Annotated in this window: 24 protein-coding genes; 8 read left to right on the top strand and 16 right to left on the bottom strand. The window is 72.5% G+C overall.

Annotated elements, in window-relative coordinates:
• The first annotated feature begins 74 nt into the window (after window positions 1-74).
• Window positions 75-1,391, top strand: coding sequence for a serine-threonine protein kinase (locus AB0G20_RS36825; protein WP_361310521.1), 1,317 nt, complete (start codon window positions 75-77; stop codon window positions 1,389-1,391).
• Window positions 1,392-1,410: 19 nt separating this feature from the next.
• Here the strand turns inward: AB0G20_RS36825 and AB0G20_RS36820 are convergent, their stop codons facing one another.
• Window positions 1,411-4,209, bottom strand: a complete 2,799-nt coding sequence (locus AB0G20_RS36820; RefSeq protein WP_361310518.1) for a penicillin acylase family protein — start codon at window positions 4,207-4,209, stop codon at window positions 1,411-1,413.
• 263 nt (window positions 4,210-4,472) lie between these two features.
• Between AB0G20_RS36820 and AB0G20_RS36815 the strand changes: the two genes are divergently transcribed.
• Window positions 4,473-5,075 (top strand): hypothetical protein, encoded by a 603-nt coding sequence (locus tag AB0G20_RS36815; protein WP_361310516.1) that lies wholly within the window; start codon window positions 4,473-4,475, stop codon window positions 5,073-5,075.
• 75 nt (window positions 5,076-5,150) lie between these two features.
• Entirely contained in the window at window positions 5,151-5,918 is a 768-nt protein-coding gene (locus AB0G20_RS36810) for a 3-keto-5-aminohexanoate cleavage protein (RefSeq protein ID WP_361310585.1), read from the top strand.
• Here AB0G20_RS36810 and soxR read toward each other — a convergent pair.
• Window positions 5,875-6,342 (bottom strand): redox-sensitive transcriptional activator SoxR, encoded by a 468-nt coding sequence (gene soxR / locus AB0G20_RS36805; protein ID WP_361310513.1) that lies wholly within the window; start codon window positions 6,340-6,342, stop codon window positions 5,875-5,877. The genes AB0G20_RS36810 and soxR overlap by 44 nt on opposite strands.
• 109 nt (window positions 6,343-6,451) lie before the next feature.
• Here soxR and AB0G20_RS36800 point away from each other — a divergent pair, with 109 nt between their 5' ends.
• Window positions 6,452-6,913, top strand: a complete 462-nt coding sequence (locus AB0G20_RS36800; protein WP_184913200.1) for a MaoC family dehydratase — start codon at window positions 6,452-6,454, stop codon at window positions 6,911-6,913.
• Window positions 6,914-6,931: 18 nt separating this feature from the next.
• Here AB0G20_RS36800 and AB0G20_RS36795 read toward each other — a convergent pair whose 3' ends face one another.
• A complete protein-coding gene (locus tag AB0G20_RS36795; protein WP_361310511.1) occupies window positions 6,932-7,567 on the bottom strand; it encodes a TetR/AcrR family transcriptional regulator in 636 nt (211 codons plus the stop codon).
• Window positions 7,568-7,637: 70 nt separating this feature from the next.
• Complete coding sequence (locus tag AB0G20_RS36790; RefSeq protein WP_361310509.1) at window positions 7,638-7,883, bottom strand: YiaA/YiaB family inner membrane protein; 246 nt, start codon at window positions 7,881-7,883, stop codon at window positions 7,638-7,640.
• 222 nt (window positions 7,884-8,105) lie between these two features.
• Here AB0G20_RS36790 and AB0G20_RS36785 point away from each other — a divergent pair, with 222 nt between their 5' ends.
• Window positions 8,106-8,543: a DUF6234 family protein gene (locus AB0G20_RS36785; protein WP_361310506.1), complete on the top strand. Its 438-nt coding sequence runs from the start codon at window positions 8,106-8,108 to the stop codon at window positions 8,541-8,543.
• A gap of 58 nt (window positions 8,544-8,601) precedes the next feature.
• On the opposite strand, the gene AB0G20_RS36780 is transcribed toward AB0G20_RS36785, so the two are convergent.
• Window positions 8,602-9,753: an acyl-CoA dehydrogenase family protein gene (locus AB0G20_RS36780; RefSeq protein ID WP_361310503.1), complete on the bottom strand. Its 1,152-nt coding sequence runs from the start codon at window positions 9,751-9,753 to the stop codon at window positions 8,602-8,604.
• Window positions 9,754-9,820: 67 nt separating this feature from the next.
• Here AB0G20_RS36780 and AB0G20_RS36775 point away from each other — a divergent pair, with 67 nt between their 5' ends.
• The 3 genes from AB0G20_RS36775 to AB0G20_RS36765 all read left to right on the top strand — a co-directional run bounded on the left by AB0G20_RS36775 (window position 9,821) and on the right by AB0G20_RS36765 (window position 12,461).
• Window positions 9,821-10,471 carry a TetR/AcrR family transcriptional regulator gene (locus tag AB0G20_RS36775; RefSeq protein ID WP_361310500.1) on the top strand — a complete coding sequence of 217 codons (651 nt, stop codon included), beginning with the start codon at window positions 9,821-9,823 and terminating at the stop codon, window positions 10,469-10,471.
• Window positions 10,472-10,543: 72 nt separating this feature from the next.
• Window positions 10,544-11,254 carry a winged helix-turn-helix domain-containing protein gene (locus tag AB0G20_RS36770; protein ID WP_361310498.1) on the top strand — a complete coding sequence of 237 codons (711 nt, stop codon included), beginning with the start codon at window positions 10,544-10,546 and terminating at the stop codon, window positions 11,252-11,254.
• 238 nt (window positions 11,255-11,492) lie between these two features.
• Window positions 11,493-12,461, top strand: a complete 969-nt coding sequence (locus tag AB0G20_RS36765; RefSeq protein ID WP_361310496.1) for a DMT family transporter — start codon at window positions 11,493-11,495, stop codon at window positions 12,459-12,461.
• Here the strand turns inward: AB0G20_RS36765 and AB0G20_RS36760 are convergent.
• The 11 genes from AB0G20_RS36760 to AB0G20_RS36710 all read right to left on the bottom strand — a co-directional run bounded on the left by AB0G20_RS36760 (window position 12,450) and on the right by AB0G20_RS36710 (window position 26,867).
• Complete coding sequence (locus tag AB0G20_RS36760; protein ID WP_361310493.1) at window positions 12,450-13,829, bottom strand: MFS transporter; 1,380 nt, start codon at window positions 13,827-13,829, stop codon at window positions 12,450-12,452. The two genes, AB0G20_RS36765 and AB0G20_RS36760, sit on opposite strands and share 12 nt — an antisense overlap.
• 194 nt (window positions 13,830-14,023) lie before the next feature.
• Window positions 14,024-15,106 carry a Zn-dependent alcohol dehydrogenase gene (locus AB0G20_RS36755; RefSeq protein WP_361310490.1) on the bottom strand — a complete coding sequence of 361 codons (1,083 nt, stop codon included), beginning with the start codon at window positions 15,104-15,106 and terminating at the stop codon, window positions 14,024-14,026.
• A gap of 22 nt (window positions 15,107-15,128) precedes the next feature.
• Window positions 15,129-16,517 (bottom strand): aldehyde dehydrogenase family protein, encoded by a 1,389-nt coding sequence (locus AB0G20_RS36750; protein ID WP_361310488.1) that lies wholly within the window; start codon window positions 16,515-16,517, stop codon window positions 15,129-15,131.
• A gap of 130 nt (window positions 16,518-16,647) precedes the next feature.
• Window positions 16,648-17,988, bottom strand: coding sequence for an ABC transporter ATP-binding protein (locus tag AB0G20_RS36745; protein WP_361310486.1), 1,341 nt, complete (start codon window positions 17,986-17,988; stop codon window positions 16,648-16,650).
• 197 nt (window positions 17,989-18,185) lie between these two features.
• Window positions 18,186-19,127 (bottom strand): class F sortase, encoded by a 942-nt coding sequence (locus AB0G20_RS36740; protein WP_361310483.1) that lies wholly within the window; start codon window positions 19,125-19,127, stop codon window positions 18,186-18,188.
• Window positions 19,128-19,656: 529 nt separating this feature from the next.
• A complete protein-coding gene (locus tag AB0G20_RS36735) occupies window positions 19,657-20,244 on the bottom strand; it encodes a hypothetical protein (RefSeq protein WP_361310481.1) in 588 nt (195 codons plus the stop codon).
• Between the two features lie 100 nt (window positions 20,245-20,344).
• Window positions 20,345-21,685: an MFS transporter gene (locus AB0G20_RS36730; protein WP_361310478.1), complete on the bottom strand. Its 1,341-nt coding sequence runs from the start codon at window positions 21,683-21,685 to the stop codon at window positions 20,345-20,347.
• A gap of 23 nt (window positions 21,686-21,708) precedes the next feature.
• Complete coding sequence (locus AB0G20_RS36725) at window positions 21,709-23,160, bottom strand: CitMHS family transporter (protein WP_361310475.1); 1,452 nt, start codon at window positions 23,158-23,160, stop codon at window positions 21,709-21,711.
• Between the two features lie 135 nt (window positions 23,161-23,295).
• Window positions 23,296-25,563 (bottom strand): molybdopterin oxidoreductase family protein, encoded by a 2,268-nt coding sequence (locus AB0G20_RS36720; protein ID WP_361310472.1) that lies wholly within the window; start codon window positions 25,561-25,563, stop codon window positions 23,296-23,298.
• Window positions 25,564-25,656: 93 nt separating this feature from the next.
• Entirely contained in the window at window positions 25,657-26,277 is a 621-nt protein-coding gene (locus AB0G20_RS36715) for a TetR/AcrR family transcriptional regulator (protein ID WP_361310470.1), read from the bottom strand.
• Complete coding sequence (locus AB0G20_RS36710) at window positions 26,274-26,867, bottom strand: hypothetical protein (RefSeq protein ID WP_361310468.1); 594 nt, start codon at window positions 26,865-26,867, stop codon at window positions 26,274-26,276. The genes AB0G20_RS36715 and AB0G20_RS36710 overlap by 4 nt, the downstream gene beginning before the upstream one ends.
• Window positions 26,868-26,879: the final 12 nt, after the last annotated feature.

Below are 26,879 nucleotides of genomic sequence, written 5' to 3'. Positions count from 1 at the left end.
GTATGGCCAAGCTCCCCCGTTGGCAGGACGATGCGCCCACATCGTGGCGTCACCGGGGGACCAGGGGGCCTGTCATGGCGGATCCGGCGATGAGTGTGACTCCCTACTGGGAGCTGGCCTTCGACGCGGACGGGGACCCTGAGGGCCGCCGGCGCGACCGGCTGCTCGCCGGGGTCACCGAGCGCGGCGTACGCGACCTGATCGTCTTCGCGCACGGCTGGAACAACGACCGCTCGGGCGCGACCCGCCTCTACGACCGCTTCTTCGCGCCCGTGCCGCGGCTGGCCCCGGCGGCCCGGATCGGGTACGTCGGCGTGCTGTGGCCGTCGATGCGGTTCTCCGACGAGCCGATCCCGGACTTCCCGCGGGCCGTGGCGGCCGAGCCGCAAAGGCGCCCGGTGCTGGACAAGGACACCCGGCACGCGCTGCTGGAGACCTTCCCGGGCCGGGCGATCCTGGTCGACCAGATCGCCCGGCTGCTGGAGCAGCAGCCGTCGGAGCAGGCCGAACTGGAGGAGTTCGGGCGGCTGGTGCGGACGCTGGTGGAGGTGGTGGCGCCCGGGCCGCAGGCGCTCTTCGCGGCGGACACGGTCGCGGAGGGCGTGCCGCAGAGCGAGCCTGAGATGTTCGCCGGATCGTCGGCGGCGGCCTGCGAGGAGTTCGCCGGGGCGCTGGCGGAGCTCGAGGCGACCGGGACGCGGCAGGGGTTCAGGCTCCCCAACCCCTGGGACGGTGCGCACGAACTGCTGCGGCAGGCGACGTACTACGCGATGAAGCGGCGCGCGGGAACCGTCGGGGAGCGGGGTCTGGGCCGGATCGTCGGGCAGCTCGCGAAGGCGGCTCCGGGTGTGCGGGTGCACCTGGTCGGGCACAGCTTCGGCGCGCGCCTGGTGTCGTTCGCGCTGCGGGGCCTTCCCGAGGGCGTGCGCACGGTGAAGTCGGTGACACTGCTCCAAGGGGCGTTCTCGCACTACGCGTTCGCGGCCCGGCTGCCGCACGACGCCCGGGCCGGAGGGGTGCTCCAGGGACAACAGAACCGTGTCGACGGGCCTTTGGTGTGCTGCCACTCCCGGCACGACGCCGCCCTCGGCACGATGTATCCGCTGGCCTCGCGGATGGCGGGTGACAGCCGGTCGGCCGGCGGACCGGACCTGGGGCGGACCCTGGGCGCCAAGTGGGGCGCGATGGGCCACGACGGGGTGCAGGCGGTGCCGGGCACGCGCGCGTACACCCTCGCCAGGGCCCTGGAGGCGAAACTGCCCGCCTCGGGGTGCGTGAACGTCGACGCGGCGGCGGTGGTCAGACGCGGCGGGCCACCGGCCGGTGCGCACAGCGACATCCTGCACGCGGAACTGGCCCGGCTGGTCCTGGCGGCGGGCCGGGTTCGCTGACCCGCCGCCAGGCAGGGCGTCACCGGTGTGAGGTGAACTCCACGACCTGCTGGTAGGTCGGCCGGTTCTGCCAGCCGATCTTGCCGTGCTTGATGCCGCCGAGGGTGCGGTGGTTGATCGAGTCGGCGCACCACTGGTCGCCCGCCGCGCACACGTCGTCGCCGGGGTAGACCTGGGCCGCCGTCTTGCCGACCGCCTCCTTCAGGGTGCTGACGAGGGTGTCCCGGCAGGCGCCGAGGCTGCCGTCGCCGCAGTACGTACGGGCCAGCGGCCCCTTGACCTGCTCACCGAGCACCGTGCGGATGTCCTTGTCGACGTAGCTCCACCAGCCGTACTGGAAGGAGCTTCCCGCATGCGAGCCGGTCGGGCCGTGCGCGGCCGACGGGGCCTCGTCGACGGGGAGGTTGGCGGTCATGGCCGCGTAGAGCCCGCTGCCGAGGCCGGGTTCGAACTCGGCCTCGACCAGCAGGGGCCACCAGGCGTCCAGGATGCGGATCGCGTCGGCGTCGGCGTACTTCTTCGAGCCGGCGGCGGTCTCCGTGCGCTTGGCGCCCGCGGCGACCCAGGCCTGGAGCCTGCTCACGGCGGCCGCGGCGGCGGGGTCGGTGACCGGCGCGCTGGTGACGACCTTGAGGAGCTTGGGCAGGACGTCCTCCGCCCGGAGGTCGGCGAGTCCGGCGTCGGCCATGGCCTTCACCAGGGCGGCCCGGGTCACCCCGCCCTGCTGGACGAGCTTCTTCACCCGGTTTTCCAGGAGGTTGCCGCGGTGCACGGACCCGTTGCCCCAGGGCGCGGTCGTGTAGTCCCTGGCCTGCTTGTTGTTCCAGGAGACGTAGTAGTCCTGGTCGATGGAGTTCGGGTGGGCGGAGGGCGGGGTGTAGTCGGCCGTGTTGGTCGCCGGGTCCCAGCCGCGCCACTCGTACGCCGGCCGCGCCCAGGCCGGGAACTCCGCGTCGACGCCGTTCGCGCGCACCGGGTTGTCGCCGCTGTTGTAGTACGCGGTGTGCTCGGAGTCGGCGTAGAACCAGTTGAAGGTGTAGTTGATGTGCTGCACCGCCTTCTGGAAGGACTCCGGGCCCTTGACGTAGTCCGGGTCGTTGAGCATCTGGAAGCCGATGATGGAGTCGGCCTCGTGCATGAAGGACGAGCGCAGGGTGGTGTAGGCGACCCGCTTGCCGCCGACCGTCGCGCGGTACTCGACGGGGCCGTACTTCGTGCGCCAGACGCGCATGGTGTACGAGCCCGCCGCGGTGCCGTCGGCCACCGTGGGCTTCCAGGCGTTCTTCTGCTCGATCTTCTCCATCGGCGTGCAGGTGCCGCGGTACAGGTAGTGGTAGTCGTCCTGGCACAGCTCGACGGCGTAGGAGTCGATGATGTCCTGGCCGGAGGTCGTGGCGCTCCACGCGTAGTCCTGGCCGCGACCGAGCTCGACGTACATGCTCAGGCCGGCGAAGGAGGCACCGCGGGCGCTGATGCCCGGGCCCTGGATCTCCTGGAGCAGGAGCAGCTGGGGGGCGAAGTAGCCGGTCTGCGGGCCGAACACGGCGACGGGGTGGCCGCTCGCGGTGTGCTTGCCGCTGACGACGAGGGCGTTGGACATGCCGCGCTTGGCGGACGACGTGGCGGTCTTCGCGGCTTCGCCGGACGCGCCGGTCGCACCGGCCGTGGCGGCGCTGCCGGTGCGGTCGTACACGAGCGGCTCCGGCTTCACCGAGCCCGCGTCGGGCAGGGCCGTGCCCTGCGGGTCGGCGGGCTTGGTGCCGTACGGGAAGCTGCCGGCGTGCTGGGTGAGGACGGCCTCCGGGTCGTTGCGCATCCGGAAGGACTCCCAGACCTTGGTGCCCTCGGTGACGCCGTACCTCTCCTGGGCGGCCATGAGCGAGAGGGCGTTGTTGACCTCGCCGCCTCCGCCCGAACCGAACAGGGCGCCGATGACGGAGGCCAGCGCGACCAAGTCGGTGATCTTGAAGTGCTCGATCGTGCCGGCGTTGGTGACTGAGTCCTTGTGCCCGGTGAGTACGTACTCACCGGGGAAGGAGCGCCCGCTGTCGGAGGCGTCGATGTAGGAGTTGATGCCGTCGAGGTAGGCCTTGACGTCGGCGAGGGCCTGCTGTCCGCGCTCGCCGTTGGTGGCGACGGCGTTGTCGATCTGCGCCTGCAGGTCGGCCTCGCTGTAGGGGGCGTGCCGCCAGAACTGCTGCTCGAGGCCCTGGTTGGAGGGCGCACCGCCCGCGAAGGAGGTCAGCTGACCACGCCCGACGTGCCGGAAGACGTCCATCAGCCACAGCCGGTCCTGGGCTGCCGCATAGCCGGCGCCGAACTCCGTGCCGTATCTGGTGGTACCGGTGATGTGCGGCACACCGGTCTTCTTGTCCCGGACGATCGTCACGTCACTGCGTCCGGCGGGTTTGACGCTGGAGGCGACCTGGTCGGCGGGGACCCCGAACGACGCGTCGTTGAAGAAGTTGTTGATCTTGTCGTTGGTGAGGCCGGGATAGCCCTTGGCGAGGCCGGCGTAGGGCCCGAGCTGGTCCTCGGCGTGCTCGGGCTGGGTGCCGAAGGCCTGGTTGAGGAGGATCTGGGCGAGGGTGGCGTTGCCGTTCTGACCGGGCGGGAGGATGTCCGAACAGTGGTTGCCGCAGTGGTCGTTCGCGGCGGCCCTGACCTGCGCGGCCGCTGTTTCCGAGGCGGCAGCCGGGGCAAGCGGCGACAAGAGACCTGCGATCAGGGCGCATACCGATGCTGTCTTCAGGAACCCGGGGATTCCGCTGGGAGTTCTCATTCTGTCGAGAACGGTGCGTGGGGCACGCCGTGGCATGGGGGGCTCCTCCCGACGGGGTGGGCCGGATGTTACCGCCGGTATCCCCCGGCTTGAAGATGAACAAGCGTCACTTTTTGAAGTCGGCACAACAGACACACGGACCACGGCAGTCGACTCGCGGGCCTCTCGGGGCCGCTTATGGAGGCCATTTGAAATCGGATGGAGCCGATTCGCTTGTCGATACGTCTATTCGGCGACGTCCGTACGACGACGCCGAAGTGACCGGATTACAGGTGCAGGTGTGACGGAGGTGCAGGACGATGGCCGGTTTCCGGAGTCTGGCGAGACAGGTCCGCGATCCGCGGTGCGATCTGGCCTTGCGGCGCTATTCGCTGCGCAAGTGCCTTGAGAGGTTCGCCCCTTACGGACACAGGGCGACCTGGGACCATCTGTGCTCCCGGGCAGGGTTCGGTCCCGAGGACCGCTCCCCCGATCCGGTGCGGCTCGTGGCCGCACTGGACGAACTGGAGGAGGCGCGGGCGGTCTGGCTGGCCTACGAGGTCGAGTTCGCCGAGCGCCGCAAGAAGGAGAAGCACGACGGACTGCGCAGGCCGGGCAGTGTGGACGACTGGCACCGGCTCACCTGGGGCGGTTTCGGCGTGGCGTGGTGTGACGACCCGGCGGTCCATCCCCGTGAACCGCTGGCCGAGGTGCTGCGCCGGCTGATCGCCGCGCTGGAGCGCGAGCCGGGCTCGGAATGCCCGGTGTGCAACGGCGAGCAGCTCGTCTGGAGGTACGACCTGGACCACGAACCCTCGTCCGGTCCGGTCTGCACGGACTGCGGAATCCTGGTACCGCGTCCGGTGCTCACGCCCGAGTCCCTGGCGTACGCCAGGCGGGCGAGGCTGCTGGTGTCGGCTTGACGGATGCGGGTGCGCGGGGGGTGCGCCGGGGATGCCGCACCCCCACTGTCGGTGGTGGCTGGCACCATCGTCAGCATGATGCAGGTGTGCCTGAACGGTTCGCGGACGGCCGCTGACGGTGTGGCCGTGCCGCTGACACCCGAGTCGACGGCCGACTCGGCCGCCGGGGCCGTGGCCGCGGGGGCGACGGACATCCACGTCCACCCCAAGACACCTTGCGGGCGGGACACGTTGGCGCCGCGGATGCTCGCGATGACGCTGTCGGCGATCCGGGCGCGGGTGCCGGTGCCGGTCGGTGTGACCACGGGCGCGTGGGCGGAACCCGACCCCGCCGCCCGGTTGGAGCGGATACGCGAGTGGACCGTGCTGCCCGACCACGCCTCGGTCAACTGGCATGAGCCGGGGGCGGAGGAGACGGCCGCGCTGCTCATGGAGCTCGGCGTGGGAGTGGAGGCCGGCATCTGGTCCGGGACGGACGGGGCGGAGCGGTTCGCGGCCTCGCCGCTCGGGCCGAAGGTGCTCAGGGTCCTGGCGGAGGTCACGGACACGGACCCGCTGGGCGCCGTTTCCTGCGCGCACGCGCTGCTGTCCGGCATCGGGGCCGCCCATGGCCGCCCGGTCCTGCTGCACGGCGAGGACGGGGGCGCCTGGCCGGTGCTGCGGCTCGCGGGCCGGCTGGGCCTGGCCACGCGGGTCGGGCTGGAGGACGTCCTGTTCCTGCCGGGCGGGGAGCGGGCGAGGTCGAACGGGGAACTGGTCGCTGCCGGGCTGACGGAGTACGGGGCGAGCCGGGCCGCCGCTACCCGCGACCGCCACGGTCGACCATCAGGCGGGAACCCGTGAGGCGTTCGCCGAACACGTCGTCCGGGTTGGACAGGACGCAGGTGTCGAGGGAGAGGCAGCCGCAGCCGATGCAGTCGGTGAGGTGATCCCTGAGGCGGTTCAGCTGCTTGATGCGCTCTTCCAGTTCGGTGCGCCAGACCTCGGAGAGGTGCGCCCAGTCCTCCCGGGTCGGCGTGCGCTCCTCGGGGAGTTCCGCGAGCGCGTCGCGAATCGTCGCCAGGGGGATGCCGACCCGTTGCGCGGCCCGGATGAAGGCCACCCGGCGGAGCGCGTCACGCGGGTAGCGGCGCTGGTTGCCCGAGGTCCGGCGACTGCTGATCAGGCCCTTGGACTCGTAGAAGTGCAGGGCGGAGACGGCGGCGCCGCTTCGCGCCGCGAGCTGGCCGACCGTGAGCTCATGGATCTTCTCTGGAATCTGGGGCACCCCTCGAACCCTACCGAGTCCGTTGACACAGCCCCTACGGCCGACCATGCTAAGCAGTCGCTTAGAGATTGAGCGCGCAGACCCCCTGCACACGAGAGGCCTGGAAGACATGGCAGAGCCGAGGATCTTCACGTCCGTCGACGACCTGAAGTCGGCGGTGGGCGAACAACTGGGGTACACCGACTGGCTCGACATCGACCAGAAGCGGATCGACCTCTTCGCGGAGGCCACCGGTGACCACCAGTGGATCCACGTCGACCCGGAGAAGGCCGCCGCGGGCCCCTTCGGCACCACCATCGCCCACGGCTACCTGACCCTGTCGCTGCTGCCCCTCTTCGGACCGCAGCTGATCGCCGTCGAGGGCGTGAAGATGGGCGTCAACTACGGCACGAACAAGGTGCGTTTCCCCGCCCCGGTCCCCGTGAACTCCCGTCTGCGCGCCACCGCGACGATCAGCGCCGTCGACGAGGTGCCGGGCGGCGTCCAGGTGGCCGTCGCCTTCAGCGTCGAGCGCGAGGGCGGCGACAAGCCGGTCTGCGTCGCCGAGTCCGTGGCGCGCTACTACCTCTGAGGCAGGGGCTGACGAACCTCAGGCCGCCGGGCCCTGGGCCCCGACCATCCGCAGCACGAGGTCGGCGTACAGCTCGCCGACCTCCTCCGGCGTCCGGGGCCCGTCGACGTTGAACCACCGCGCCACGTCGATGCAGAGCGACAGCACGGCCAGCGTGGTGCCGTGCACGTCGATGACCTCGAACTCGCCCGACCGCGCGCCCTCCTCGATGATCCCGCGCACTTCCCCGTCGACCTGGCGCCGCAGCGCGAGGATCTCGGCGCGGGCGTCGGACCCGAGCGACTCGAGTTCGTACTGCACGACCCGCGCGGTGGTGCGCCCGCCCGCGTGCCAGCGCACGAAGGAGCTCACCGCGTCGGCGAGCCGCTGCGTGGGGCTGCCCTCGCGCCGGGAGGCCGTCCGCAGGATCTCCAGGGCCTTCTCGTGCCCGATCCTGCTGATGCGGTGCAGCAGCTCTTCCTTGGTCTTGTAGTGGATGTAGAGCGCGGCCGGACTCATCCCGGCGCGGCCCGCGATGTCGCGGGTCGTCGTGGCGTGGTAGCCGCGCTCGGCGAAGGCCTCCACCGCCGCGACCAGCAGCCGCCGCGCCGCGTCGGGCGTGACCTCGCCCCACGCCTGCGTCTCGCCGCCGGCCGTCTCCTCCGCCGTACCCATCACGCGCCCCTCTCCACTGGCAGGAGCAACACCATACCGCCGAAGGTGAGCGAGCGCTTAGTGCGGCCGCTCAGCGCTTCTCGAAGGGGGTGTACGCGGGGGCCGCCCCCTCCTGCCGGTCCCGGATCACCTTGGCCAGGGTGAAGGAGGAGGTGACCAGGTACAGGACGGCGATGGCGAGGAAGGCCCGCACCCAGGCGTCGGCGCTCAGCTGGTAGATGCCGATGGCGGTGGCCGCCATGGCGACGGCGAAGGAGGCGACGGCCTGGCCGTAGAAGGCGGCCGTGTTCTGCTGCTTGCCCGGTGTGTCACTCATGAGGGAAAGCATCGGCGGACGTGGCCCGCGCCACATCCGCCGTGGTACTCAGACGGGTACTCAGCTTGTCCTTCACGGTCCGCTCCGGTCGCGTTCGGCGATGATCCCGGAGCGCCTGGCCGTCACACCCGCGTCGGCCGTAGGTGTTCAGGTCGGACACGACTTGATTGCGGCCTGGCGAACCGCGGTGCAGCGCACGGCTTGGCCTTCGACCCTGTGGCCATGAGCATCGAGCCGAGACCGCACTTACCGACGCCCCGGTGCCGCCCCGGCGAGCCTTCGGTTTCGCGGGGCGACGGGTTCGCGGGGGGCTGCATCAGTCTGATCGTGCTGCTCATCGAGATCCCGGTCGCCATCCTGCTGGGGCTGTTGTTGAGCGTCCGTGGATGGGGCCGCGCCGATGAGCAATCCGGGGCACCCGCGATGGACTGGGTACCTGTCCTCTGGCTCGGCGGGTTCACACTGGGTGTCCTCGTGGTCGCCGTGGTCTTCCTGCGCTCGGCACACCCCTACGCGGGAGCGGTCCAACTGCTCATCGCAGCGATGGCGCTGCTCTTCGCGATCACGGCCTGGCACGAGGAGTACGAACGCGCCCACCCGGCACCGCTGCCGACCTGCCCGACGAGGGCCGGGACGCCCTGCGTCCCACCGGACCCATAACCGACCGGTAGAGCCGGCGGCTGGGGCACGGCAGCACGAGGCGGACAGCCACGGCGGCTCAGAACGCCGAAACCCCTGTCAGCGCCCGTCCGATGACCAGTTTCTGGATCTGGCTCGTGCCCTCGTAGAGGGTCATCACGCGGGCGTCCCGCAGCAGCTTGCCCACCGGGTACTCGTCGATGTAGCCGTAGCCGCCGAAGACCTGGAGCGCGTTGTTCGCGGCGCGGACGGCGGCCTCCGAGGCGAACAGTTTGGCCTTGGACGACTCGACGGCGAACGGCTTCCCCCGGTCGATCAGATCGGCGACCCGCCAGGTCAGCAGCCGGGCGGCGTCGACGTCCAGGGCGATGTCGCTGAGCAGCTCCTGGACGAGCTGGTGGTGGGCGATCGTCCTGCCGAACTGCTCGCGCTCCCCCGCGTAACGCACGGCCGCGTCGAGGGCGGCCTGGGCTATGCCGACACAGCCCGCGGCGACCGACATCCGGCCCTTGGCGAGAGCCGACATGGCGATCGAGAAGCCCTTGCCCTCCTCCCCGAGCAGCGCGGAGGCGGGTACGCGCACGTCCTCCAGGACGAGTTCGGCGGTGGCCTGGCCGCGCAGCCCGAGCTTGCCGTGGATGGTGCGGCGGGTCAGGCCGGGGGTGTCGGTGGGGACGAGGAAGGCGGAGACGCCCTTGTGGCCCGGGGCGTCCGTGGAGCGGGCGAAGAGCAGGACGACGTCGGCCCAGGTGCCGTTGGTGATGAACATCTTGGTGCCGTTGAGGACGTAGTCGCCGCCGTCCCGCACCGCCCGGGTCGCGAGACTGCCGGCGTCCGAGCCCGTGCCCGGCTCGGTCAGGCCGAAGCAGCCCACCGACGCGCCGGAGGTCAGCCCGGGCAGCCAGCGCCGCCTCTGCTCCTCGCTCCCCCAGGCGGCGACGGTCTTGGCGACCAGGCCGAGGGAGACCGAGACGATGCCGCGCACGGACGAGTCCCCCCGGCCCAGTTCCTCCGTGACCAGGCAGTACGCGAGGTGGTCGCCGCCGGAGCCGCCGTACTCCTCGTCGATCGTCAGGCCCAGGAAGCCGACCTCGCCGAGCTTCTTGACGATCGCACGGTCGACCTCCTCGGCGCGGTCCCAGGCGACGACGTGCGGGGTGATCTCGCGCTCCACGAAGTCCCGCGCGAGCTGCCGGACCGCGCTCTGCTCCTCGCTGAGCTCCAGATTCACCACGAGTCACCCCACTTGAAAACCGTACATTTAAATTAGCACTGCTAGTTTTGCGCCCAGCCCTACTATGTGCGCCATGGCCCGACCGCGCAAGCCCCTGCTCAGCACCGACCGGATCGTCGAGACGGCCCGCGCGCTCGTGGACGCGGAGGGTCTGGCCGCCGTCTCCACGCGGCGGCTCGCCGCCGAACTGGGGGTCAGCGGGCCCTCGCTGTACAACCACTTCCGCACCAAGGACGAGATCCTGGAGGCGGTCGCCGACTCCGTGAGCGGCCAGGTGGACCTGTCGATGTTCCAGGACGGCCGGGACTGGCGGACCGCGCTGCACGACTGGGCCGTCTCCTACCGGGCCGCGCTGCGCGACCACCCGAACATCGTCCCGGTGCTGGCCCGCGGCCCCGGCCGCCGCCCGGCCGGACTGCGCCTCGCGGACGCCGCCTACGGCGCGATGGTCGCCGCGGGCTGGCCGCCGGCGCAGGCCACGTCCATCGGCGCGCTGATGCGGTACTTCGTGATGGGCTCCGCGCTCGGCTCCTTCGCGGGCGGCTTCGTGGACGACGCGAGCGCCTACGACCCCGCCGACTACCCCCACCTCCAGCAGGCCCACCTCCTCGCCGAGCAGCAGGAGAAGATCGACGAGCGCGCCTTCGAGACCGGGCTGACGGCTCTGCTGGACGGGCTGACGCGGCAGTACGAGCAGGTGCGCCGGACCGAGTAGGGACACGCCTGGCGGACCCTTCGGCGCGACACTTCGGCGACGGCCGAATCGTCCGTGTCCCATGCTGAGGGCATGACGACGAGGGACCCGCAGGCAGCGACCCTGGCACGGCTCGCGGCCCTGTTCGCGGACGAGACCCGGGCCGCCTGCCTGCTGGCGCTGCTGGACGGACGGGCCTGGACCGCGAGCGAACTGGCACGGCACGCGGGGGTGGCCGCGTCGACACTGAGCGAGCACCTGAGCCGGCTCGTCGCGGGCGGGCTGCTCGCCGAGGAGCGGCAGGGCCGGCACCGGTACGTCCGGCTGGCCGACGCCCGCGTCGCCCAGCTGGTGGAGGACCTGGCCGCCCAGGTCTCGCCCGGCACGGCCCTGCTGCCGAGGAACCTGCGGGAGTCGAGCGCCGGCTCGGCGATGGCCCGGGGCCGCACCTGCTACGACCATCTCGCCGGGCGGCTCGGCATCGCGGTCACCGACGCGCTGACGGCGCGCGGGCTGCTCCAGCAGGAGACGGGGTTCGCGCTCACCGACGCGGGACTGGCGTGGTTCGCGTCGGCCGGTATCGCCCTCGAACGGCGGGGCCGGCGTCCCCTGGCCCGGGCCTGTCTCGACTGGACCGAACGCCGTCCTCACCTCGCGGGCGTCGCCGGCGCGGCCCTGTGCCGGCACGCCCTGGACGCGGGGTGGTGCGTGCGCATCGGCTCGGAGCGGGCCGTGAAGGTGACGGCCGCCGGTGAAAGCGCCCTCTTCGACCTGCTGGGCGTGGAGGCGGTGGCGTTGCGCTGAGCCCGCCGCACAGGGCCTCGTCCCGAGGGGACGCCTGCGAGTCCAGCGGACAGCGCCCGGCCCCCGAGGCACCGCTCGCGAACCCGGCGCGCGCCCGGGCCGCGCATCCCGTGAGCCCAGCGCCCTGCCCGGATCCCCCAGCGCCCGACCCGCTCCCCCGGTCGGCCCGACCCGCTCCTCAGCGCCCCGTCCGAAATCCGCGCGCCTGCGTCCCCCTTCCTCTCCTAGCCTCAGGAGCATGATGCACAACTCCCCGTCCCGTCCCGCCCGCCGGGCGGAGCTGCTGGCCGCCGGTGCGGCCGCGGTCACCGTCGTGCTGTGGGCGTCCGCCTTCGTCTCGATCCGCAGCGCGGGTGACGCGTACTCGCCGGGCACGCTGGCGCTCGGGCGGCTGCTGGCCGGGGCGCTGACGCTGGGGGTGATCTGCCTGCTGCGGCGGGAGGGGCTGCCGCCGCGCTCGGCCTGGCGCGGGATCGCGATATCGGGGCTGCTGTGGTTCGGCTTCTACATGGTCGCCCTCAACTGGGGCGAGCAGCAGGTCGACGCGGGCACGGCCGCCCTGGTCGTGAACACCGGGCCGATCCTCATCGCGCTGCTCGGTGCCCGGCTGCTCGGTGACCCGATGCCGCCGCGGCTGCTGGCGGGGATGGCCGTGTCGTTCGCCGGTGCCGTGACGGTGGGCCTTTCGATGTCGGGCGAGGGCGGTTCCTCGGTGCTCGGGGTGGTGCTGTGCCTGCTGGCGGCGATCGCGTACGCCGGTGGTGTCGTGGCGCAGAAGCCGGCGCTGGGTACGGCGAGTCCGTTGCAGGTGACGACGTTCGGCTGTCTGGTCGGCGCCGTGGTGTGCCTGCCGTTCGCGGGGCAGCTCGTCCAGGAGGCCGCCACGGCGCCCGCCTCGGCGACGCTCAACATGGTCTATCTGGGCGTCTTCCCGACCGCCCTCGCCTTCACGACGTGGGCGTACGCACTGTCCCGTACGACCGCGAGCCGGATGGGCGCGACGACGTACGCGGCTCCCGCGCTGGTCGTCTTGATGTCGTGGCTGTTCCTCGGCGAGGTGCCGGGGCTGCTCACGCTGGTGGGCGGTGCGCTGTGCCTGGCGGGTGTGGCGGTGTCCCGGTCGCGGGCGCGTGAGGCGGCCCGGGCCGCGGCTCCGGGAGCGGTTCCGGAACCACGGCCCGAGGAGACCACCGACTCAGCCCGCTGACTCGGCCTTGGTCTCCGGCTCGGCCTTGGCCTCCGGCTCGGTCCGCGCTTCCGCCGCTCGCGCCCGGTCCGCGAGGACCTTGATCGACGCCAGGGCGATCACCGAGAGCACGATGATGTACCCGGACACCGCCATCGACGTGCCCGTCGCCTCCAGCAGCAGCACCATCATGAAGGGTGCGAGCCCGCCGCCCGCCACAGCCGCGATCTGGTAGCCGAGCGAGGCGCCGGTGTAGCGCATCTCGGGCGTGAACAGCTCGGCGAACAGGGCGGCCTGGGGGCCGTACATGATGCTCAGGAAGCAGCTCGCGACGAACGTGCCGACCGCGAGCCACAGCAGCGAGCCGGTGTCGATCAGCAGGAAGAGCGGCACGGCCCACAGGGCGATGCCGGCCGCGCCGAAGGCGTAGATCCGGATGCGGCCGACCCGGTCGGAGAGCGCGGCGGCGGCCGGGATCAGGACGAGCTGGGTGAGGCTGACGCAGAGCGAGACGGTGAGCACCGCGCCCTTGTTCATGTCCAGCTCGCGGGTCGTGTAGTCGAGGACGCCGGTGATGAGGATGTAGAAGGTCGCGGTGTTGACGGCGAAGGAGCCGCCGGCCAGGAACACCGTGCCCAGGTGGCCGCGCAGGATCGTGCGCAGCGGCGAGTTCTGCTCGGACTTCTCCTTCTCGGCGAGCGCCCGTTCGGCCTCCCGGAACGCCGGGGTCTCCTCGACGCGCGTGTGGATGTACCAGGCGAGGGCGAGGACCAGCAGGCCGACCAGGAACGGCACGCGCCAGCCCCAGGCCGCGAACGCCGAGTCGCTGGTGAGGGCGCCGGCCACCAGGAAGACGGTGTTGGCGGTGACCACGCCGATGGGGACGCCGAGCTGGACGACGCTGCCGTAGACGCCGCGCTTGCCCTCCGGGGCGTACTCGGTGGCCAGGAGCATCGCGCCGCCCCACTGGGCGCCGACGGCGACGCCCTGGGCGACCCGGAGCAGGACGAGCAGGATCGGGGCGGCCACACCGATCGTGTCGTACGTCGGCAGCAGGCCGATGCCGGTGGTGGCCACGCCCATCAGCGTGAGCGCGAGGACGAGCATCGGCTTGCGGCCGCGCTTGTCGCCGAGGTGTCCGGCGACGATGCCGCCGATGGGGCGGGCGAGGAAGCCGACGGCGAACGTCGCGAACGAGGCGAGGACGCCTGCCGTGGCGCTGCCGGAGGGGAAGTAGAGGTCGCCGAGCACGAGGGCGGCGGCGATGCCGAAGACGAAGTAGTCGTACCACTCGACGGCCGAGGCGAGCGCCGCCGCGGTGGCCACCCGGCGGCGGTTGCCGGCGCCGGGCGTGGTCGTGACGGGCTGAGCGGAAGGTGCCGTGTCCATTGCGGTGCACGCTCCGGGGGGTGCGGGGGCGGAACGGGGGGTGGCTCGAGTTCCGGGGAACGTACTGACCGGACGGTATGTACGTCAACGGGTCGCGCACCAGGACTTTTGCCTGTACTTGGCATCGATCGCGGGGCCGGGGCATGCCGGTAGCCCCGGCCTCGCGAGGAGGCCGGGGTACCGGAGTCTTCGGGTTAGAAGACGACCAGAGCCCGGCCGCCCTTGCCCGCCAGCATGTTCTCGAAGGCAGCCGGAATGCCGTCCAGGGAGATGCGTTCCGTCACCAGCGCGCTCAGGTCGAGGCGGCCGGCCCGGATGTGTTCGGCCAGGACCGGGAGGTCCTGAGCCGGGTTGGAGTTGCCGTAGACGCAGCCGGCGAGGGTGCGGCCCCAGTGGAAGATCTCCAGGGCGTTGAAGGTGACCTGCTGGTCCTTGCCGCCGATGCCGACGACCGTGGTGCGGCCGCCGCGGCGGGTGGAGTCCCAGGCCGTGCGGATGGTCACCGCGCGGCCGGCGCACTCCACGGCGACGTCGACGCCCTGCTTGCCGGTGAGGCCGCGGATCTCGCGGGCGGTGGTGTCGGAGGCGACGACGTAGTCGGTGGCGCCGGCCGCCCTGGCCAGCTCCTCCTTCTCGGCGGACACGTCCACCGCGATGATCTTCGAGGCGCCCGCGATCCGGGCGGCCTGCAGGGCGGAGAGACCCACTCCCCCGACGCCGAACACCGCGACCGTCTCGCCCTGCCTGACGCGGGCCGAGTGGTGGACGGCGCCGTAGCCGGTGAGGACGGCGCAGCCGAGGAGGGCCGCGTCGGTGAGTGGGACGCCGTCCGGGACGGGTAGCACGCAGGAGGCGGAGACGACCGTCTCCTCGGCGAACGCGGCGACGTTCAGGCCGGGATGGAGGTCGGTGCCCTCGGTGGTGCGGGCGTAGACGTCGGCGGCGCCGTTGAGGGCGTTGGCGCACAGCCACACCTCGCCGAGCGAGCAAGCGTGGCAGGCGCCGCAGGACGGGGCCCAGTTGAGGACGACCCCGTCGCCGGGTGCGACGTGGCCGACGCCCTCGCCAACGGCGACGACCGTGCCGGCGCCCTCGTGGCCGAGGACGGCGGGGACGGGCACGCGCATGGTGCCGTCGGACAGGGACAGGTCGGAGTGGCAGACCCCGGCGGCGGCGAGCCGGACGCGGACCTGACCGGGTCCGGGGTCGGGCAGGTCGATGCCGGTGATCTCCAGCGGGGAGCCGATGGCGGGCAGGACGGCGGCGCGGACAGCCATGACGGAAGGGACTCCCCTGGGCCTAGAACTGGAGGGACTTGGTCTGGAGGTACTCGGCCAGGCCGTGCACGCCGAGTTCTCGGCCGATGCCGGACTGCTTGTAGCCGCCGAAGGGCGCGAGAGGGTTGAAACGGCCGCCGTTGATGTCGACCTGGCCGGTCTCCATCCGGCGCGCGAAGGCCACCGCCTCGGCCTCGTCCCCGGCCCAGACGGCACCGGCCAGGCCGTACACCGTGCCGTTGGCGATGCGCAGCGCGTCCTCCTCGTCCTCGTACTTCAGGATCGACAGGACCGGGCCGAAGATCTCCTCCTGCGCGATGGTCATCTCCGGTGTGACATCGGCGAAGACGGTCGGGCTGACGAAGTAGCCCTGCTCGCGCGGGGCTTCGGGTCCGCCGGCGACCAGGCGGGCGCCTTCCGCGACACCCTTCTCGATGTAGCCGCGCACCCGGGTCTGCTGCTTGGCGTTGACGACGGGGCCGATGCGGTCGCCGTACTTGGCGGCGGCGGCCGCGGCGAGCCCGACGGCCTCGTCGTACTGGTCCCGGTGGACGAGCATGCGGGTCCAGGCGCTGCACGTCTGCCCGGAGTTGGACATGACGTTGGCGACACCGACGTTGACCGCCTTGGCCAGGTCGGCGCTCGGGAGGATGACGTTGGCGGACTTGCCGCCCAGTTCGAGGGCGACCTTCTTGACCTGCCCGGCGGCGATCGCCGCGATCCCCCGGCCGACGGCGGTGGAGCCGGTGAAGGAGACCAGGTCGACACCGGGGTGCTCGGCGAGGGCCTGGCCGGCGACCGGGCCGAGACCGGTGACCAGGTTGAAGACGCCCGCCGGGAGCCCGGCCTCGTGCACGGCGTCGGCGAAGAGGCGGGCGACCAGCGGGGTGTCCTCGGCGGGCTTCACGACGACCGTGCAGCCGGCCGCGAGGGCCGGGGCGACCTTGGCGACGATCTGGTGCAGCGGGTAGTTCCAGGGCGTGATCGCGGCCACGACACCGACCGGCTCCTGGTGCACGACCGAGTTGCCGGTCTTCTCCTCGAAGGCGTACGTCGCCGCCAGCTCGGCGTACGAGCCGGCCACCGCGATCGGCACGCCCGCGTGGACGGCCTGCGAGAACTTCAGCGGCGAGCCGAGCTCGGCCGTCACGGTCTCGGCGATCTCGTCCGCGCGGGTCACGAGCACGTCCCGCAGGGCGGCCAGGCGGGCGGCGCGCTCCGCGGGCGGGGTCGCGGCCCAGTCCGGCAGGGCGGCGTGGGCGGCCCGTACGGCGCTGTCGACGTCCTCGGCGGTACCCGCCGGGACCGTGCCGATGACCTGCTCGTCGACCGGGTTCACGACCTCGATCACGTCCTGGCCGGCGGCGGGACGCCAGGCGCCCCCGATGTACATGCCGTCGTATGCCTTCATCGCGCTTCCTCCGGGGGCGGGGCGTCGTCGTCCGAGACATAAACTAGCGACGATAGTTTTCCGGCGCCAGACGTCCCGGTCACCACGGTCATCACAGCACGGCGCGGGCCCCGTTCGGGTGTGCGGCTCCTCACTCCCCCAGGTCGGGCAGGCGCGCCGGGTGCGGGCAGATGCGGTCGCCCTGCTGGTCGAAGACGAAGAGGTGGGCGAGGTCGACCAGGAGCGGCACCTGCATGCCGTGGCGCAGGGCCAGGTCCGGGGTGGTGCGGACGATGAGGTCGCCGGGCAGGCGGGAATCGGCGGTCACCGCGCTGCTCCGGGTGTCCTCCGGGCGGTCCAGGGCGACGACGGGTCCGGCCCGCCCGGCTGTGGCCCGTTCCCGCAGCCGGGTCAGGACCGAGCCGTCGCGGCTGCGCCGCCGGGCGGGGCGGCCGGGGCGGGGGCGCGGGGCCTCCAGTTCGGGGACGACGGCGGGGCTGGAGCCGGTGTTGAAGTGGACGAGGATCTCGTGCCCCTGGAACTCCACGTGCTCGACCAGGCCGGTGATCGGCACCTCGCCGGGGCGGGCCGCGCTGTGCTTGGCGATCCGGACGGCCTCCGAACGCAGGCCGACGATGACCTCGCGGCCCTGCTGGACGCGCAGCAGCTGGTGGTCCAGGGAGAGCGGCTCGGGCAGGCGGAGGAACTGCTTGCCCAGGCTGATGGTCATCGCCCCGTCGAGCGGAGCGCGCACCAGGCCGCGCAGCAGGTTGATGCGCGGGGTGCCGATGAAGGCGGCGACGAAGACGTTGCTGGGCAGCGCGTAGACCACGCGGGGGCTGTCGACCTGTTGCAGCACACCGCCGCGCAGTACGGCGACCCGGTCGCCGAGCGACATGGCCTCGGCCTGGTCGTGGGTGACGTAGATCGTGGTGACGCCCAGCTCCGCGGTGAGCCGGGATATCTCGGCCCGCAGATGGGTGCGGAGCTTGGCGTCGAGGTTGGACAGCGGCTCGTCCATCAGGAAGGCCGAGGGGTGACGGGCGATGGCCCGGCCCATGGCGACCCGCTGGCGTTCGCCGCCGGAGAGCTGGCCGGGCAGGCGGTCGAGGAGGTCCTCGATGCCGAGCATGCGGGCGGTGGCGTCGACGCGGGGGCGGGGGTCCGTGCCCGGGGCCTCGATGCGCAGCGGGAAGCCGATGTTGGCGCGGCTGGTCATGTTCGGGTAGAGGGCGAAGTTCTGGAAGACCATCGCCATGTCCCGCCCGGACGGCGGCAGGTCGTTGGCGTACTCGCCGTCGAGCAGCAGCCGGCCCTCGTCGATCTCCTCCAGCCCGGCGATCATTCTGAGCACGGTCGACTTGCCGCAGCCGGACGGGCCGAGCAGCACGAGGAACTCGCCGGGCGTGATGTCCAGCGACAGCCGGTCCACCACGCGGGCGCCCCGCGTATAGGCCTTGCTCACGTCGTGCAGGGAGATGGCGCGTGTCATGAGGGGCCCCCGAGGGGTCATCAGGGCGCTGGTGCTCCGCGGTCGGAAGCCCCGTACGGGTCGTACGGGGCTGTGAGTCACGGAAGTTAACGGAATGTGTGCGGCCTGGGGAAGACACCGGGCAGGATCGGGGGCTCCGGTCCATCTGGTGAGAAGGCGGACGGCCTGATTCAGCCGACGAACGGGACCGGTCCGGGTCAGCGGATGCCGGTGAGGTGGGCGAAGACGACCACGTTCCCGGAGTAGCCCTTCCTGCGGTCGTAGCTGCCGCCGCAGGTGATCAGACGCAGCTCGGGGCGGCCCCGGGCGCCGTACACCTCCTGGCTCGGGAAGTGCGCCTTCTCGTACGACCTGATCTTGTCGACGGTGTAGACGGCGATCCGCCCGTCGGCGCGGCGGGCCTTGACGATCCGGCCCCGCTCCAGTTCGGTCAGCCCCGCGAAGACGGCGGGCCCCCTGTCCGTGTCCAGATGCCCGACGGCCACGGCGGTGCCCTGCTCGCCGGGCGAGGCGCCGTGCCGGTACCAGCCGACGAGATTGGGGTCGTCGTCCGGCGGTGCGGTGAGGCGGCGGTCGCGGTCGAGGCCGAGGTCCATCACCGGGGCGTCGAGGCGGAGATAGGGGATGAGGAGGCGGGTGGCCCGGGAGCGGGGCAGGGTGCGGGGGCCTGCCGGGGGGTGGGGCTTCCGGACGGCGGGGGCAGGGGCGGCGGGCTTGGGAGCGGGGTGCGGGGTGGCGGCTGTGGGCCGGCTGTGTGGCGTGGCGGGCTTGTCCGTGCGGGGCCCGGGGGTGGCGGGCTCGGGGGCGCGGGGGCCTGGAGTGCGCCGGCCGTGCGTGGCGGGCCCCTGGGTGCGGGGGCCGTGGGCGGCGGGACCGGGGGTGCGGGCCGCGGCCGTGGGGGATGCGGGTGTCCGGGGTGGGCCGGTGCGGGGGCCGGGGGCGGACGCGGTGGGGCCGGCCGGAGCGGCGGCGGTGCCGGTGCCGGTGCCGGAGGCTCCTCGCAGGGCAGCCGTTCCGGTGCCGGAGCCGGCCGGGTGGGCGGCCGTGGTGAAGTCCGGCGGGAGGGCCGTGACCGTCGTGCCGGGCTCTTCGCCCCGGTCCCAGCACACGCCGACCACGACCAGCAGCGAGACGGCCACCACGAGCGTCCGCGTCAGCCGGTAGGCACGCGTCCGGTACCAGGGTCTGCGGGACCGCCGGGGCCACGCCCCGGGGACACCGCCGACCGCTGCGCACCGCCCCGCCGGGACGGCCCCGGAACCGGATCCGGGACCGGAGCCGCGCCGGGCCACCGGGGCCCCGGCAGAACCGGTCCCGCGCCGGAACCCCCGGTCGTCGGCAGGGCCGGCCCCGCGCCGGGCCCCCCGGTCGTCGGCGGTGCCGCCCCCGCGCCGGACCACCGGCGGGGCAGCGGATCCGGAGCCGGTCCGCCGCCGGGCCCCGAGGCCGGCGGGGGCGTCCCGCCGGCCCACCGGAACAGCGGCGGCCCCGGCACCGCCCCCGCGCCGCCCCGACGGCGCGTCGGCGGAACCGGAACCAGCCGCACGCCGAACCGCCGAGGCGGCGCCGTACCCGGCACCGCCGTCACGCCGCCTCTCCGGTCCGGCGTCGGACCCGGACGCGCCCCCGCCCTGCCCCGGCCGGGCGGAGCGATCCGCGGAACGTGGCCTACGCGGCGCCATCAGGGCGGCGACGGAGCCGGAACCAGACCGTCCCGGCGACGGCGGCCAGGCCGACCGCGGCCGCGCCGGTGACCGGCGTGAAGGCCTCACCGCGGGCGATGCCGCCACCGCCCGCGGGCGGGCCGCCGACCGGCGTCGTCGGCTTGGAGGTCGGGCAGTCGACCTTGAACACCTTGAACTTGCCGGCGCCGTGGGCCTGGTCGGTGAGCCACGTCAGCTTGTACTGCCCGTTGGGCAGATCGACGGCCGCGGTACGGCCCTGGCCGGCCGGGTCGGCCGTGAAGGTGCCGGTGCGCGTGGCCCCGCCCGGAACCTCGGGCTGGGTCTGGATCGTCCAGTTGACCTTCTCGCCCGGGTCGAAGTTGAACGCGGCGAGGTAGAAGTCGCAGACCTTCGGGTCGTTGCGCTGATTGACCGCGGCCGTCGTGCTGGCGTGGATCTTGACGTCTCCGTTGTCCCCGGGGATGGGGGCGGCGACGGCGGACGCCCCGCTCAGGGTGGTCCCTGCGAGGGTGAGGGCGGCGAGGACGGCGGTGCGGGTGCCGGCACGACGCGCGAGGGGTACGACGGGCATGAACATGCCTCCAAGTCAGATGATTTACATACAAACACCTCGTCACCTGACTCTCTGTCACCTCACCGTCGAAAAGGGTGAAGCATCGCCCTACGACGCGTCAGATATCGCTCTTCCGGCGCAGCGGCACCCGGCGTCCGAGGCCCCTTCGTCCCCTGCGGACCTCACCGCCCGCCTCCTCCGAACCACCCGCGTCCTTTGACCCACCCGCGTCCTCCGGCTCGTCCGGGCCGGCCGCCTCCTCCGGCCCGTCCGGTCCCTTCGGCTCGTCCGGCTCCCGCGGCGACCGCACGGCGACCCCGGAGGACAGCAGCAGGAGCACGCCCAGCATCACGAACGGCGCCGCCACGCCCGCCACTCCGGCGATCAGCCCGGCCGCGGCGGGTGCGACGACCTGGCCGAGCCGGTTGCCGGTCAGACGCAGCGCCAGGGCCGTGGAACGGGCGTCGTCGGGAGCGGCCTGGACGACGGTCGTCATGGACAGCGGCTGACCGACCCCGAGGCAGAAGCCCAGCGCGGCCAGCAGCAGTCCGAGCGCCCACACCGGAACCGGCAGGGCGATGCCCGCGCACAGCAGGGCCGCCAGCAGACAGGTGAGCGTCAGCAGCAGGGTCCGGCCCAGCAGCCGCAGCAGGGGCGTGAGCACCAGACGGCAGGCGATCGTCGCCGCCGCGCGCAGACTGAGCAGGATGCCGATCACGGACGGCGCGATGCCCCGGTGCTCGCCGACCACCGGCAGGTACGCGGTCAGGATGTCCGTCGCGGACAGCACGGCGAGGCTGATGAAGATGCCCGCCGGCACCCCCCGGGTGCGCAGGATGCCCCGGACCGGGACCCGGTCGCCCTTGTCCGGGCGGGACGTGGAGGTCGTACGGCGATCCTCGATGCGCCACAGCGAGGTGAACGCGACCGCCGCCGTCACGCCCGCCACGATCAGGGCGAGCGCGCTGCTGCCGGCCATGTCCTCGCCGCCGATCAGCGCGCCCGCGGCGACCGGGCCGACCAGCTGGCCGAGAGCGGCGCCGATGGTGAAGTGGCCGAAGTTGCGGTCCTGTTCGTGCGGCGCGGACTGGCGGGCGACGAGGGACTGGGAGCCGATGACGAAGCAGAGGTGCCCGAGGCCCATCACCCCGCTCCACAGGGCCATCGTCCACAGGGAGCCGGCGACGCCGCTGAGGGCGCAGCCGCCGGATATGAGGACCACGCCGACCGGCAGCAGGGGCGCGCAGCGGCCGTGGTCGGTGCGGCGGCCCAGGGGCACGGCGGCGAAGAGGGGCAGCAGCGCGTACACACCGGCGATGACACCGATCGCGCGCTCGTCCGCACCCAGCGCGAGGGCCCGGTAGGAGACGGCGGGCCGGGCCATCGACACCGCCCCCTGCGCGAAGCTGAAGGCGATGACGAGGCGGAGCAGCCAGCCGCGGTTCCCACCGGGCCTCATGATGACGTCCTCCATGAAGTGGCTCAGATGATCCCGAACAACATGCCCGCGCCGAGGATGACCAGACAGGTGAGGGCGGCCCACTTCACGACGAACTTGGTGTGGTCGCCGAACTCCACCTTGGCCATGCCGACCAGGACGTAGACGGCCGGGACGAGCGGGCTCGACATGTGCAGCGGCTGGCCGACGAGGGAGGCGCGGGCCATCTCCAGCGGGGAGACACCGTGCGCGGCACCGGCCTCGGCGAGGACGGGCAGGACACCGAAGTAGAAGCCGTCGTTCGACATGAAGTAGGTGAGCGGCAGGCTCAGGATGCCGGTGACGAGGGCCATGTGCGGGCCCATGCTGGCGGGGATGACGTCCACCATCCACTTGGCCATGTTGTCGACCATGCCGGTGCCCTGGAGGACGCCGGTGAAGACGGCGGCTGCGAAGACCATGCCGGAGACGTTCAGGACGTTCTCGGCGTGGGCGGCGATGCGGGCCTTCTGGTCCGGGATGTGCGGGAAGTTGACGGTGAGCACGAGTGCGGCGCCGAGCAGGAACAGCACCGGGATCGGCAGCAGCTCCATGATCATGGCGGTGAGCAGGCCGACCGTGAGCAGCGCGTTGAACCAGTAGAGCTTGGGGCGCAGGGTGGACCGGTTGGGGTCGAGGCCCTGGAAGCCGTCGTCGTCCTCGGAGGCGGCGGAGCCCGTGGCGTCCTCGGGAGCGTCCGTGCCGGAGCCCGCGCCACCCGCGACGCCCGCACCGGCCGTGCCGCCCTTGCGCATCGAGACCTTGCCGTCGCCGGAGCCGCCGGAGCCGACGAGAACCGTCGCGGTCTCCTTCTCCTCCTCCAGCACCTCGTCCAGCGTCAGCACGCCCAGCCGCCGGCGCTCGCGCACACCGAGCACGTACGAGAGGACGAAGACGAAGAGCAGACCGACCAGGAGGGCCGGGATCATCGGCACGAAGATGTCGCTGGCGTCGAGCTTCAGCGCGGTCGCGGCGCGGGCGGTCGGGCCACCCCAGGGGAGGGTGTTCATCACGCCGTTGGCCATGGCGGCGACACCGGTCATCACGACCAGGCTCATCTTCAGGCGCTTGTACAGCGGGTACATCGCCGAGACGGTGATCATGAAGGTGGTGGAGCCGTCGCCGTCCAGCGAGACGATCGCCGCGAGCAGGGCGGTGCCCACCACGATCCGCATCGGGTCGGCTTTACAGAATTTGAGGATGCCTCGGACGATCGGGTCGAAAAGACCGACGTCGATCATCACACCGAAGTAGACGATCGCGAACATGAGCATCGCCGCGGTGGGGGCGAGGTCGGTCACGCCGTCGAGGACGTAGTCGCCGAGTTTGGCGCCCTTGCCGACGAACACGCAGAACAGCGCGGGAATCAGCACGAGCGCCGCGATCGGCGACATCTTCTTCATCATGATCAGGACCAGGAAGGTCGCGATCATGGCGAAGCCGAGGATGGTCAGCATGAGTGGATACCTAACGTTCGCCCTTGAACATCCCACCAGGGCCGGCGGTGTCCGAGACGTTAGGTGCGTTCAAGCAGCGTTAACAAGACGTTGACGTGCGAGCAATAAGCGCAAAACTGCTGGTCACAGCTTTGCTCAGGTCAGAGCGGTGAGCTTTTCGGTCACGGAGGACGCTTCCGGGCCCGTCTCGGGGGCCACCTCGACCGGCACTCCGTTGAGGACCGCGTTGCCCGACAGCGGGTCGAGCAGGCGCCCGTCGAGGAGCTGGTTGACGTTGACGCCGGGGTCTGTGGCGGCGTGGCTGAGGCGGGTGCCGGGACGGTCGTGGCCCCAGCCGTGCGGCAGGCTCACCACACCTCGGCGGACCGTGTCCGTGACCTCGGCGGGTGCGGTCACCTCTCCCCCGGCACCCTTGACGCGCACGGCGGCCCCGTCCTCGACGCCCAGCCGCTCGGCGTCCTCGGGGTGGATGTGCAGGGTGCAGCGGTTCGAGCCGCCGGTGAGGGCGGGCACGTTGTGCATCCAGCTGTTGTTGGAGCGCAGGTGGCGGCGGCCGACCAGAACGAGCCCCTCGGGGCGTTCGGCCAGGGCCGCGCGCAGCCGGGGCAGGTCGTCCGCGATCGGGCCGGGCAGCAGCTCCACGGTGCCGCTGCGGGTCTTCAGCGGCTGCGGCAGGCGGGGCTGGAGCGGGCCGAGGTCGATGCCGTGCGGGTGCGCGAGCAGCTTCTCCAGGCTGAGCCCGTCCGGGCGTACGCCGAAGCCGTCGCCGTAGGGGCCGAGGCGCAGCATCATGTCGAGCCGTCGCTCGGGGCCGGTGTCGCCGGTGAGCCGGGCGGCGAGCTCGCGCGGATCACCGCCGTGGACCGGCGAGTGCGGCTCGGTGACCGCCTTGCCGAGGGTCTGGTCGATGACCATCTGGTCGACGGCCGCCGGATCGGCCCCGTGCATGCCGGTGACGGCGAGGATCAGCCGCGCCAGGATCTCCGTCTCCGCCAGGCGGCCCGGCTCCAGCGGGACGGCCGGGCGGGTGTAGCGGACCTGGTTGCGTACGGCGAGGGTGTTGAAGGCGAAGTCGTGGTGGGGGCTCTGGGAGGGCGGGGGCGGGGGCAGGACCACGTCGGCGTGGCGCGAGGTCTCGTTGAGGTACGGGTCGACGCTGACCATGAAGTCGAGCGAGTCCAGTGCCTTGTCGAGCCGGTCGCCGTCGGGCGCGGACAGCACGGGGTTGGCGGCGACCGCGATCAGCGCGCGCACCGGCTCGCCCTCCTCGGTGGCCGTGTCGATCTCCTCCGCGAGGGCCGAGAGGGGCAGCTCGCCCTTCGCCTCGGGGTGCCGGCTCACCCGGGAGTGCCAGCGCCCGAGGGCGAAGCCGCGGCCGGGTCCGGCGGGCCGCGGGGTCTTGTCGGTGGCGGCCTGCGGGAAGAGCGCGCCACCGGGCCGGTCGAGGTTGCCGGTGAGGATGTTCAGGACGTCGACGAGCCAGCTGGCCAGCGTGCCGTGCGGGACGGTGCAGCTGCCGATACGGCCGTAGACGGCGGCGGTCGGGGCGGCGGCCAGGTCGCGGGCGAGGGTGCGGATGACGCCGGCCTCGACGTCGCAGGCCTCGGCGACCGCCTCGGGGGTGAACTCCCGCAGCGCCTCCGCCAGTTCCTCGACCCCCTGGGCGTGCGGGGTCTCCTCTACGAGGCCCTCGTCGAAGAGCACCTGCGCCATCGCCGCGAGCAGCAGCGCGTCGGTGCCGGGCCGCACGGCGATGTGCCGGTCGGCGAGCTTCGCGGTGCGGGTGCGCCGCGGGTCGATCACGACGAGGGTGCCGCCACGGGCCTTGAGCGCCTTGAGCTTGCCCGGGAAGTCGGCGGCGGTGCACAGACTGCCGTTGGACTCCAGCGGGTTGGCGCCGATCAGGAGCAGATGGTCGGTGCGGTCCAGGTCGGGCACGGGGATGGCGTTCGCGTCGCCGAAGAGGAGGCCGCTGGAGACGTGCTTGGGCATCTGGTCGACCGTGGAGGCGGTGAAGACGCTGCGGGTGCCGAGCCCGGCGAGCAGGACGGGCGGGTAGAGGGCGCCGGCCATGGTGTGCACGTTGGGGTTGCCGAGGACGACCCCTACGGAGTTCGGGCCGTGCCGCTCGACGACGGGCCGGATACCGGCGGCGACCGCGTCGAAGGCCTCCTCCCAGGTGGCCTCGCGCAGCTCGCCGTCTCGGCGGACGAGCGGGGTGCGCAGCCGGTCGGGGTCGGAGTCGACGGCCCCGAAGGAGGCGCCCTTGGGGCAGATGAACCCCTTACTGAACACGTCGTCGCGGTCACCGCGGGCGTGGGTGACGCGCGTCCCCTCGATGGTGAGGGTCAGGCCGCAGGTGGCCTCGCACAAGGGGCAGATACGCAGGGCGGTGCGGGACACGGGTCCTCCCGGGGCGGCGGCTACGGTGACGCGCTGACGCGCCCGAGCATACCGACCGGTATGCATCTCGGGGAGGGCCTGGCGGAACCGAGGTCAGTCGAGGGCGCGGGCCAGATAGGCGCGCAGCATCTCCCGGGCCTCGTCGATGATCCGCTCGTCCCCCTCCGGTGCGACCCGGAACGCCAGGTGGACGAGGGTGTCGGCGGTCTCGACGGCTATGAGGAAGACGCGGCGCAGATCCTCGTCGGGTTCGCGGTCGAGGTAGCCGGAGAGGAGTTCGGTGAGGCGGTCGGCGACGCGGTGGTTGGGTTCGGCGTGGCGGGCACCGACCGGGATCTGGTTGCCGAAGTCGACGAGGGAGAAGCCGGGTGCGGTGCGCTTCATCTCCAGGTACTCGTCGAGCACGGCGTCCATGGCCGTGCTCCAGCCCCCGGCTTCGCCGGCCTGCCGCAGGCGCTCGGTGACGCGCTCGGAGTACCGTTCGAGGTTGCGCTGCGCCAGCGCGTCGACCATCTGCCGCTTGTTGCCGAAGAAGCGGTAGACCGAGCCGATCGGGACCGCGGCCCGCTGGGCGACGGCACGGGTGCTCAGGGCGTCGTAGCCGACCTCGTCGAGGAGATCGGCGCAGGCGTCGAGGATCCTGGTCAGGCGTTCCGCGCTGCGCCTCTGCACGGGCGCACGACGCAGCGATGTCGCGTGGGGCACGGACTTCATGATGCCCCTCCGGCGCCACCCGGTGAACCTCGCCCCCCGATGTCCGTGCCCTGCGTCCGGGCCTTGCGCCGGGAGGCCGGGTCCGGCGTCGTCCCCGGGCCGGGCTCCGACGCGGTGATGTCGGCCGTGCTCTCCACGGGCTCGCCGTCCACCACCCACACGGTGCCGTCGTCGGCGTAGAGGCGGGCCGTGACGCGGTGCGTGCCGCGCGGCACGAGGCGGGTGTCCAGCCGGTAGGCGGGGGCGCGGAGCCGGGCGACGGGACGACCGTCGACGAAGAGGCGCGCGAGGCCCCGTCCGGCCACCGGGCGGGCTGCCGCACCGGCCGGCGAGAAGCGGAAATTCCGCACGCTCAGGCGTACGCCCCAGCCGCCGGCCGCGTCGGGCTGCACCTCGATCCCGATGCCGGGGGCGCCCTCCTGCCCGACCTCACGGTAGGGCCGGCCCTCCGGGTCCCGGTCCTCCAGGATCTTGCCCACCGGTGCGGGTGAGGCGCCGCCTTCCGGGGCATCACCCGAGCCGCAACCCGCGGATCCGGCCAGGAGGAGGACACAGACCGCGGCGGCGAAAGGTCTCCGTGTCCACGACATGTTCGGGAGCGT

This window comes from Streptomyces sp. NPDC024017 (genome assembly GCF_040638895.1).
Lineage (GTDB): Bacteria > Actinomycetota > Actinomycetes > Streptomycetales > Streptomycetaceae > Streptomyces.
This window is presented reverse-complemented; position numbering and strand designations above follow the sequence as displayed.